Here is a 10,201-nt window from a genome sequence, read left to right as displayed (position 1 = left end):
TCCCACGCCCCCGGCCTCGGCGTCGAGCTGGACGTGGACGCGGCGGCCGAGTTCCCCCAGCAGCAGGCCCGGTTCGACCTGTGGGCCGAAGGCTGGGAGCGGAGGCAGCCGAAGTGAGCGCCGGTGCCACGGCCGTGAGCCGTGCGCCACGGTGACGTCGCCGTCGCAGGCGGCGGGACGTCCTGCCCCGCCCCCGCCCCCGGCCCCGGCTCCGACGCTGACGGCCTCGTACCCACACCGCCGAACCACGTCCGATATCTCGAACACAAAGGACAGTCCGTGACCGATGTCTCCGCCCCGACCGCCCGTCGGCCCGCCGAACAGGCGCTCGCCGCGCTCGGCCTGGGCGCGCCCGCCCCTTCCCCCGAAGACGCCTCACCGCACACCTTCCCCGGCGGCGGCCGCTGGCGCACCGAGGTCCCCTCCTGTGAGGGGCCGGAGGCGCTGGCCGTGATCCTGGAGGAGGTCGACCGGCTCGACGTGCCGGTGCACCGGATCAGCCAGGGCAGCGGCGTGTGGATGCTGACCGACGCCGAGATCGCCGAGATGGTCGCCGCCACCACCGAACGGGCCGTCGAGCTCTGCCTGTTCACCGGACCGCGCGGCACCTGGGACACCGGGGCCTCCGTGCGCACCGACTCGCGGGGGGCCGGACTGCGGGCGCGTGGCCACGACGCCGTCGCCGGATGCGTCGAGGACGCGGTACGCGCGACCGAGCTGGGCGTGAAATGCCTGCTCGTCGCCGACGAGGGCGTGCTGTGGACGCTGCACCGGGCCCGTCTCATGGGCCTCCTCCCGGCCGACACCACGCTCAAGGTGTCCGCGCTGATCGGTCCGGTCAACCCCGCCTCGTACGCGGTGTACGAGCGGCTCGGCGCCGACTCGGTCAACGTGCCGAGCGACCTGACGCTCGATCACCTCACCGGCATCCGGCGGGTCTCCGCCGCCCCCATGGACATGTACATCGAGGCCCCCGACGACCTCGGCGGCTACGTCCGGATGTACGAGGTCGCCGAGCTCATCCGGCGCGGCGCACCGCTCTACCTGAAGTTCGGCCTGTCCAGGGCGCCCGGGATCTATCCGTACGGCGCCCATCTCCGGACCCTCGCCCTGGACTCGGCCCGGGAGCGGGTGCGGCGGGGCCGCCTCGCCCTGGACCTGCTCGCCCGGCACGGCGCGGACGGCGCGATGGCGCCGCTCGGCACCCGCCTTCCGGGGCCCCTGAACCGTTTCTCCGCCACGGAATCGCCCGCTCTCGACGACGAGAAGAACGAGGACTGATCACCATGCGCAACCGCAGAGCCGCACTGACCTCCCTGACCGCAGCCGCCTGTCTCGCCCTGGCCCTGTCCGCCTGCGGCCAGAACGCCGAGGGCGGCGGCAAGGGGGGATCCGGCAGCGGCGGCGCCGACGGCGCCACCATCGGCATCGCCATGCCGACGAAGTCCTCCGAGCGGTGGATCGCCGACGGTGCGAACGTCGTCAAGAACCTGGAGGCGAAGGGGTACAAGACCCAGCTGGTCTTCGGCGAGGACGACCCCGACCAGCAGGTCGCCCAGATCGAGAACCTGATCACCCAGGGCGTGAAGGCCCTCATCGTCGCCGCGATCGACAACAAGTCCCTGAACAACGTCCTCCAGCAGGCCGCCGACGCGGACATTCCGGTCATCGCCTACGACCGGCTGATCCTCGGCTCGAAGAACGTGGACTACTACGCCTCCTTCGACAACACGAAGGTCGGCGAGCTGCAGGCCACGTACATGGTCGAGAAGCTCGGCCTGAAGGACGGCTCGAAGAAGGGCCCCTTCAACGTCGAGCTGTTCGCCGGCTCCAACGACGACAACAACACCAAGTACTTCTTCAACGGCGCGATGAGCGTGCTGCAGCCGTACATCGAGAAGAAGCAGTTGGTCGTCGCCTCCGGTCAGACGGCGCTCAACCAGGTCACCACCCTGCGCTGGGACGGCGGCACCGCGCAGAAGCGGATGGACGACATCCTCACCTCCTCGTACAAGACCGGCCGGGTGGACGCGGTGCTCTCGCCGTACGACGGCATCTCCATCGGCATCCTGTCCGCCCTCAAGTCCGACGACTACGGCTCGAAGACCAAGCCGCTGCCGGTGGTCACCGGCCAGGACGCCGAGCTGGCCTCGGTGAAGTCGATCATCGCGGGCGAGCAGACCCAGACCGTCTACAAGGACACCAGGGAGCTCGCCAAGGTCGCCGCGAACATGGTCGACGCGGTGCTGCACGACAAGAAGCCGGAGGTCAACGACGAGAAGGCGTACGACAACGGTGCCAAGGTCGTCCCCGCGTACCTGCTCCAGCCGGTGAGCGTGGACAAGACGAACTACGAGCAGATCCTCGTCGGCGGCGGCTACTACGACGCCGCCGACCTGAAGTAGCCGGGAGGGGGCGACCATGACAGGACCCGTCCTGGAGATGCGCTCGATCGGAAAGACCTTCCCCGGAGTCCGGGCGCTGGCGGACGTCACACTGACCGTCCGCCGGGGCGAGGTCCACGCCCTCTGCGGGGAGAACGGTGCGGGCAAGTCGACGCTGATGAAAGTCCTCTCCGGTGTCCACCCGCACGGCGGGTACGAGGGGGAGATCCTCTTCGAGGGAGACCCCTGCCGCTTCCGGGACATCCGGGCGAGCGAGCGGCGCGGCATCGTGATCATCCATCAGGAGCTGGCCCTCGTCCCGTATTTGTCCATCGCCGAGAACATCTTCCTCGGCAACGAGCGGGCGACGCGCGGCGTCGTCAGCTGGAACGAGACGCTGAAGGAGGCGACCCGGCTGATGCGCCGGGTCGGCCTCGACGAGCACCCGCAGACCCGCGTCGCGGACATCGGCGTCGGCAAGCAGCAGCTCGTCGAGATTGCCAAGGCACTGTCGAAGGAGGTGAAGCTGCTCGTTCTGGACGAGCCGACCGCCGCGCTCAACGACGAGGACAGCGCCCAACTCATCGACCTCATTTTGGAGTTGAAGGAGCAGGGCATCACCTCGATCATCATCTCGCACAAGCTGGGCGAGATCCGCCGGGTCGCCGACGCGGTGACGATCCTGCGTGACGGCCGGACCATCGAGACCCTCGACGTGGCCGACCCCGCCACCACCGAGGACCGGATCATCAGCGGCATGATCGGCCGGGACCTCGACCACCGCTTCCCGGACCGCACCCCGTACGGGGGCGAGCCGGGCACCGCCCCAGCCCTGGAGATCCGCGACTGGACGGTGTTCCACCCGATCGACCGGCAGCGCAAGGTCGTCGACGGGGTGTCGCTGTCGGTCCGGCGCGGTGAGATCGTCGGCATCGCGGGCCTGATGGGCGCGGGCCGCACCGAACTCGCGATGAGCGTCTTCGGCCGCTCGTACGGGCGGTACGGAGGCGGCACCGTCCTCAAGGACGGCGAGGCGATCCGCACCCGCAGCGTCCCGGAGGCGGTCGCGCACGGCATCGCGTACGTCACCGAGGACCGCAAGCACTACGGGCTCAACCTCCTCGACACCATCGGACGGAACATCTCGCTCAGCGCGCTGGGCAGGGTCGCCCGGCGCGGTGTGGTCGACGCCCACGAGGAGCGCCGGGTCGCCGAGGGGTTCCGCACCTCCATGAACATCAAGGCGCCCACCGTCTTCGAGCCGGTGGGCCGGCTGTCCGGCGGCAACCAGCAGAAGGTCGTCCTCAGCAAGTGGATCTTCGCGGGTCCCGACGTGCTGATCCTGGACGAGCCGACCAGGGGTATCGACGTCGGTGCCAAGTACGAGATCTACACGGTGATCGACCGGCTGGCCGCCGAGGGCAAGGCGGTGATCGTCATCTCCTCCGAACTGCCCGAACTCCTGGGCATGTGCGACCGGATCTACACCATGGCCGCCGGCCGGCTCACGGGCGAGGTGCCCCGCTCGGAGGCGACACAGGACGTGCTGATGCGCCATATGACCAGGGAAGACGCGAGGGAGAACGACCATGAGCGCTGACGTCACGACCGAGAAGCCGGTGGCCAGGGCGCCAGGGGGCGCGGTCGCGCCGCTGCTCGACGGCATGCGCCGCAACATGCGCCAGTACGGCATGCTGATCGCCCTCGGCGTCATCGTGGCCCTGTTCGCGGTGTGGACCGGCGGCGACCTGCTGCTGCCGCGCAACGTGTCCAACCTGGTGCTGCAGAACAGCTACATCCTGATCCTCGCGATCGGCATGATGATCGTCATCGTGGCCGGGCACATCGACCTGTCGGTCGGCTCGATCACCGCGTTCGTCGGCGGCGTGGCGGCCGTGTTCATGGTCCAGTACGACCTGCCGTGGCCGGTCGCGGTGCTCCTCTGCCTGGCCATCGGCGCGGTCGCCGGGGCCGCGCAGGGGTATCTGATCGCCTACGCGGGCATGCCGTCGTTCATCGTCACGCTCGCAGGGATGCTGGTCTTCCGGGGCCTGACCGAGGTCTTCCTCAAGGGGCAGACCCTCGGCCCGTTCCCCGAGGACCTCCAGCAGCTCGCCAACGGCTTCCTGCCCGAGGTCGGCCCGACGACGAACTACCACAACCTGACCCTGCTCCTCGGCTTCCTGCTGATCGGGGTCGTGATCCGCCAGGAGGTCCGCAACCGGCGCCGGCAGAGCGAGTACGCCCTCGACGTGCCGCCGGCCGGGCTGTTCGCGGTGAAGCTGGCCGCGCTGACCGCCTCGATCCTGATCTTCACGATGCTGCTCGCCAGCTACAAGGGCGCGCCGGTGGTGCTGCTGATCCTGGCGGCCCTGCTCGTCGGCTTCGGCTTCCTGATGCGCAACGCGGTCATAGGCCGCCATGTGTACGCCATCGGGGGCAACCTGCCGGCGGCGAAGCTGTCCGGCGTACGGGACAAGAAGGTCACCTTCCTGGTCTTCCTCAACATGGGCATGCTGGCGGCGCTCGCCGGACTGGTCTTCGCGGCCCGCTTCAACGCGGCCTCGCCGAAGGCCGGGCTCAACTTCGAACTGGAGGCCATCGCCGCCGCGTTCATCGGAGGCGCCTCGATGAGCGGCGGTGTCGGCACGGTGCTCGGCGCCATCATCGGCGGCCTGGTCCTCGGCGTACTGAACAACGGCATGAACCTGGTGGGCATCGGCAGCGACTTCCAGCAGGTCATCAAGGGCCTGGTCCTGCTGGCCGCGGTCGGCTTCGACGTGTGGAACAAGCGGCGGGTCGGCGCGTAGCGGCGCCGGGAGACGGCGAGGGGGCGGCCCGCGGGGGGCCGCTCCCTCACGTCCTGTCCTCAGCCCGCGAAGGGGGGTTGGGGCAGACCCTGGCCGAGGCCCGGCACGACGAGCAGCGAGCCGGACAGCGGGTGCGGGCGGTCCAGACCCGTCCGCGCCGTCGTCACGTACAGGTCGGTCAGGTCCCGCCCGCCGAAGGCGCAGGCCGTGGGCCGGCGCACGGGCAGCGTCAGGACCCTGTCGAGCGCCCCGGACGGCGTGTAGCGGCGCAATGCCCCGCCGTCCCACAGCGCCACCCACACACAACCGTCGGCGTCGACGGCGAGCCCGTCGGGGAAGCCCGCGCCCTCCTCGATCACGGCCAGCGGGCGGCGGGCCGTGGGCTCCCCGGTGCCGGGGTCGAGGTCGAGGACGTCGATCCGGCGGGTCGGCGAGTCGATGTAGTACATCCGCCGCCCGTCGGGGCTCCAGCCGGTGCCGTTGCTGACGGCGACGTCGTCGATGACCGTACGGACCGTGCCGTCGGGCGCCACCCGGGACAGCGTGCCGCCGCCGGGTGCCTCGTCGTAGCGCATGGTGCCGGCCCACAGCGACCCGTCGGGGGCGACGGCGGCGTCGTTGCCCCGGCGGTCGGGCACGGGGTCGCGGTGCAGCCAGGAGAAGTCCCCGGCCGGTCCGTAGGCGCCCACGCCGTCGCGGAGGTTGACCACCAGGCCGCCGTTCGCGCGCGGCTTGGCAGCGCCCACGTGCTGCTCGGTGGCGAGGACCGTGCGGCGCCCGGAGGCGGGGTCGTACGTGTGCACCCGGGAGCCCAGGACGTCGACCCACACCAGTCGCCCGGCGGCCGGGTCCCAGGTCGGGCCCTCGCCCAGCTCCGCGTACGCGCGGACGGCGACCTCGGTCACGGCGCACCCCGGTGGCCGAGCCGCTCGGACAGCTCCGCGGCCCCCTTGACGGCCAGCCCCTCCAGCTCGACGCGGCGGGCATCGCTCCAGCGGATCATCGGCACCGAGATCGAGAGGGCGGCGACCACCCGGCCGCCGCGGTCGCGCACGGGGGCGGCGACACAGCTGACGTCCGGGTTGGACTCACGGCTCTCCAGGGCGATGCCGCGCCGCCGCACGTCGGCGAGGGCGGCGCGCAGGGTGGCCGGGTCGGTGACGCTGTGCGGGGTCATCGCGACCAGCTCGGCGTCGTCGGGGACGCGGGCCGCCAGCTCCTCCTCGGGGAGCGAGGCGAGCAGCATCTTGCCGACGGAGGTGCAGTGCGCGGGCAGGCGGCGACCGGCCGCGGAGACCATGCGCACGGCGTGCGTGGAGTCCACCTTGGCGATGTAGATGACGCTCGTGTCCTCCAGGACCGCCACGTGTACGGTCTCGTCGCAGGTCTCGGCGACCGCGCGGGCGACCCGCTGTCCCTCGGCGGCGAGATCGAGCTGCTCGGCGTACCGGCTGCCCAGCTGGTACGGGCGGACACCGAGCCGGTAGCGTCCCGGCTGCTCCGGGACCGGTACCAGGTACGAGCGGGCGGTCAGTGTGGCCACCAGCTCGTGCACGGTGGTGCGCGGCAACCCGAGCCGGCGCACGATCTCGGGGGTCGACAGCGTGCCGTCCCCGTCGAGGAAGAGCTCCAGGATGTCCAGGGCCCGGGTCACGGCAGGTACGAGGCGTCCCATGACCGCCCTTCCCTTGTGTTCGAAATATCAACATCCGATCGGAATGACGAACACAGGCTACTGACAGACCCGCCCCTTGTCAGGGCGTCGGTGAACTCCCTTGGTTGTGTGGGGACTTAGGACCCCCTCTGTCCGTCGGACCCTGTTGACGGCGGTGATGCGCATCAATAGTGTCCGCCCCGAATCGTCGACATACCGATCATTGTTCGATATTTCGACACCGCGTGGAGCGCTCGCAGAGGAGATGGGGATGAAGGCCATGGACACGCCGTTCACGGCGCGGCGGAAACGCCGCAGTCGCACGGAAGCACTCCTCGCGGTGACCGCCCTGGTCGTGGCGTCACTGACCGGCGTGGGCACCGCCGGGACGGCGCAGGCGACCCCCGTGGGCCCGGGAACGCCGTCGGCGACGGGCGTGCTGGCGCAGGTGCACACCGCGGGGCGGGTCAAGGACGCCGGGAACACCGTCCAGTACAGCTGGCCCGGCGTGTACTTCGAGGGTGCCTTCAGGGGCACCGGCGTGGGCATCGTGCTCAACGACGCGGCCGCCGACTACGACGTCCAGATCGACGGGGTCACCGCGGCCACGCTCGTCACACCCGGCCGTACGACGCACTGGATCAACGGCCTGCGGGACCGCGCCCACACCGTCCGGGTCGTCAAGCGCAACGACAGCACGTGGGAGACCAGCGAGTTCGGAGGACTCGTCGCCGCGCCCGGCGGCGCCGTACTGAGCAGGCCGGGGGCACCACGTCACCGCCAGATCGAGTTCATCGGGGACTCCAACACGGTGGGCTACGGCAACCTCTCCACGTCCCGCGACTGCACCTGGGACCAGATCAGGCGGTCCACCAACGCCGACGTGAGTTACGGCGCCCTCGCCGCCCGGAAGCTGAACGCCGACTACCAGCTGAACGCCATCTCGGGCCTCGGCATGGTCCGCAACTACAACGGCGGCTCGCCGGACGTCACGTACCGGACCTTCTACGACCGCGCCCTGCTGAACACGCCCGGCGACGTCTGGCAGAACCCGGGCACCTGGCGGCCCCAGCTCGTGGTGGTCAACCTCGGCACCAACGACTTCTCCACCGCCGTCAACCCCGGCGAACCGTGGACCCCCGACACCCTCGCGGCCGCCTACCGCACCGCGTACGGCGAGTTCCTCCAGAAGCTGCGGGCGCGCTACGGCGCCGCGACGACCTTCGGGGCCGTCGGCCACGGCCAGTTCGCCGACCACGTCCAGCAGGTCGTCAGGGCACGCGCCGACGCCGGCGACAACAAGGTCCGCTACTGGTACCTCGACGGCTCGGGCCTGGACTTCTCCGGATGCCACTGGCACTACTCCGCCCACGACGACCGCCTCATCGCCGACCGCCTGACCTCGTTCGTCGCCGGCCTGCCGCTGCGCTGGTGACCGCACCGCCCCGGTGGAGTGATCATTCCGAAGGACGCGCCCGTGGGACCCGCGGGCCGCGGAGCGGGAGGGGGCGGCTGAGGACGAGGTTGGTGGTCGTGCTCCCGAACTCGGCCAGCTTGTCGACGACCTCCTCCAGATGGGCCATCGACGTGGTCGCCACCTTCATGACGTAGCAGTCGTCCCCGGTGGTGCGCAGGCACTCCAGGATCTCCGGCCGTTCCCCCAGGAGCCGGCGCAGCGGCTCGTGCCGGTTGCCGGGACCGGGGTACTTGAGCCGCACCACCGCCAACACCGGGTACCCGGTCCGCTCCAGGTCCACCTCCGCCCGGTACCCCGAGATCACCCCGGCCGCCTCCAGGCGCCGCACCCGCTCGGTCGTCGCCGAGGTGCTCAGGTTCACCCGCCGCGCCAGCTCCGTGAACGGGATCCGGCCCTCGTGCTGGAGCTCGTCCAGGATCGCCCAGTCCGTGGCGTCGAGACTCTCGGTCATCCAGTCAGATTACCGGTAGATCCACGGCGCAACCGCGCCGGGACAGGGAGGAATCCCTTCTGAGGAGCCGTACGGCCCCACTACGCTCGTCCCCATGAAGATCGGCGTGAACGTCCTCAACTTCGGCCCGGGAAGCGACCCGGGAGTCCTGCGGAACTGGGCCCGCACCGTGGAGGACCTGGGCTTCGACCTCCTGATGGTCTCCGACCACGTGGCCATCACTCCGGACGTCGCCGAACGCTACCCGGCACCCTTCTTCGAACCCTTCACCACCCTGTCCTGGCTTGCCGGCCTCACCACCAGGGTCCGGCTCGGCACGACGGTGCTCATCGCCCCCTACCGGCACCCGCTGCTCACCGCCCGCATGGCGGCCAACCTGAACGAGCTGAGCGACGGCCGCCTCGTCCTCGGCGTCGGAGTCGGCTGGGCACGGCAGGAGTTCGCCGCCCTCGGCATCCCGTTCACCCAACGCGGCCGGCTCACCGACGACCACCTGCGGGACATGCGGGCGGCCTGGGCGGACACCGCCTCCTACGGGCACCGCAGGATCCCGGTGTGGGTCGGCGGCAACAGCGACGCGGGACTGCGCCGCGCCGTACGGCTCGGGGACGCGTGGCATCCGCTGCGCCCGACGCTGCCGTGGCTGCGCGAGGCCGCGGGCAGGCTGAAGGCGTACGCGGACGAGGACGGGCTCCCCGTCCCCGCCCTGGCCCCCCGGATCGTGCTCCGGCCCACCGCGGCAACGGTCGGCGGACCGGACCGGCTCGCCGGCGAGGGCACCCTCGACCAGATCATGGACGACCTCGACCAACTCCGGCTGCTCGGCGCCGAGTCCGTCGTCCTGGACACCTATCAGGGGGACCCGGAGGAGACGCGCCACCCGGAGGCGGCCTGGCAGACCCTCGCTGCGGTGGCCGCTCACCGACCCTGATCCGCCGGACAGGCCCGATCCCCGCACGGGACCCCACACAGGAACGGAGCAGTCATGACCACATCCGACGACCACGCCCTCCTTCGACGGGCCATCGGGCTCGCGGCCAAGGCACGCGCGGGCGGCGACCCGCCGTTCGGGTCCCTCCTCGTGGGACCGGACGGGTCGGTCCTGGCCGAGGAGTGCAACACGACCCTCACCGACGACGACGTCACGGCGCACCCGGAGCTGAAGCTGGCGAGGTGGGCGGCGCGCGAACTGGACGAGGAGACGGCGGCGGGCACCACGATGTACACCAGCTGCGAGCCGTGCGGGATGTGCGAGGCCGTCATCCAGCGGGCGGGGCTGCGGCGGGTGGTGTTCGCCCTCTCCGGCGAACAGCTCCTGGACATCAGGCCCGGCAGCGGCAGGCCGCCCGTGCCACAGGAGGGCCCCGCACTGCTCGAGGAGGTGCGGGCCGTGGTCGAGGGGTACTACCGCTGACCGCGGCCCGC

Annotated in this window: 10 protein-coding genes; 7 read left to right on the top strand and 3 right to left on the bottom strand. The window is 71.0% G+C overall.

Features of this window, described 5'->3' with window-relative positions; translation table 11 throughout:
* The first annotated feature begins 279 nt into the window (after positions 1–279).
* The 4 genes from IO20_RS0125155 to mmsB are packed head-to-tail and all read left to right on the top strand — an operon-like array spanning position 280 to position 5,194.
* A complete protein-coding gene (locus IO20_RS0125155) occupies positions 280–1,281 on the top strand; it encodes a hypothetical protein (protein ID WP_030553957.1) in 1,002 nt (333 codons plus the stop codon).
* Positions 1,282–1,286: 5 nt separating this feature from the next.
* A complete protein-coding gene (chvE, locus tag IO20_RS0125150; protein ID WP_030553956.1) occupies positions 1,287–2,405 on the top strand; it encodes a multiple monosaccharide ABC transporter substrate-binding protein in 1,119 nt (372 codons plus the stop codon).
* A 16-nt stretch (positions 2,406–2,421) separates the two neighbouring features.
* Positions 2,422–3,984, top strand: a complete 1,563-nt coding sequence (gene mmsA / locus IO20_RS0125145; protein WP_030553955.1) for a multiple monosaccharide ABC transporter ATP-binding protein — start codon at positions 2,422–2,424, stop codon at positions 3,982–3,984.
* Positions 3,974–5,194, top strand: coding sequence for a multiple monosaccharide ABC transporter permease (gene mmsB / locus IO20_RS0125140; RefSeq protein WP_030553954.1), 1,221 nt, complete (start codon positions 3,974–3,976; stop codon positions 5,192–5,194). Before mmsA ends, mmsB begins: the two co-directional genes overlap by 11 nt.
* A gap of 59 nt (positions 5,195–5,253) precedes the next feature.
* Here the strand turns inward: mmsB and IO20_RS0125135 are convergent, their stop codons facing one another.
* Positions 5,254–6,099 carry an SMP-30/gluconolactonase/LRE family protein gene (locus IO20_RS0125135; RefSeq protein ID WP_030553953.1) on the bottom strand — a complete coding sequence of 282 codons (846 nt, stop codon included), beginning with the start codon at positions 6,097–6,099 and terminating at the stop codon, positions 5,254–5,256.
* Positions 6,096–6,869: an IclR family transcriptional regulator gene (locus tag IO20_RS0125130; protein ID WP_030553952.1), complete on the bottom strand. Its 774-nt coding sequence runs from the start codon at positions 6,867–6,869 to the stop codon at positions 6,096–6,098. The genes IO20_RS0125135 and IO20_RS0125130 overlap by 4 nt, the downstream gene beginning before the upstream one ends.
* A gap of 250 nt (positions 6,870–7,119) precedes the next feature.
* On the opposite strand from IO20_RS0125130, the gene IO20_RS36870 reads away from it, so the two are divergent.
* Positions 7,120–8,283 carry an SGNH/GDSL hydrolase family protein gene (locus IO20_RS36870; RefSeq protein WP_245685038.1) on the top strand — a complete coding sequence of 388 codons (1,164 nt, stop codon included), beginning with the start codon at positions 7,120–7,122 and terminating at the stop codon, positions 8,281–8,283.
* A gap of 22 nt (positions 8,284–8,305) precedes the next feature.
* Here the strand turns inward: IO20_RS36870 and IO20_RS0125120 are convergent, their stop codons facing one another.
* The gene (locus tag IO20_RS0125120; RefSeq protein WP_030553950.1) at positions 8,306–8,776 is read right to left on the bottom strand and encodes an Lrp/AsnC family transcriptional regulator; all 471 of its coding nucleotides are present in this window, start codon (positions 8,774–8,776) and stop codon (positions 8,306–8,308) included.
* A 94-nt stretch (positions 8,777–8,870) separates the two neighbouring features.
* On the opposite strand from IO20_RS0125120, the gene IO20_RS0125115 reads away from it, so the two are divergent.
* Both IO20_RS0125115 and IO20_RS0125110 read left to right on the top strand, forming a co-directional pair.
* A complete protein-coding gene (locus IO20_RS0125115) occupies positions 8,871–9,707 on the top strand; it encodes a TIGR03619 family F420-dependent LLM class oxidoreductase (RefSeq protein ID WP_030553948.1) in 837 nt (278 codons plus the stop codon).
* A gap of 54 nt (positions 9,708–9,761) precedes the next feature.
* On the top strand, positions 9,762–10,190 hold the full coding sequence (locus tag IO20_RS0125110) for a nucleoside deaminase (protein WP_030553946.1): 429 nt from the start codon (positions 9,762–9,764) through the stop codon (positions 10,188–10,190).
* The last annotated feature ends 11 nt before the right edge of the window (positions 10,191–10,201 follow it).

Source organism: Streptomyces exfoliatus (assembly GCF_000725545.1).
Classification (GTDB): Bacteria; Actinomycetota; Actinomycetes; order Streptomycetales; family Streptomycetaceae; genus Streptomyces; species Streptomyces exfoliatus.
This window is presented reverse-complemented; position numbering and strand designations above follow the sequence as displayed.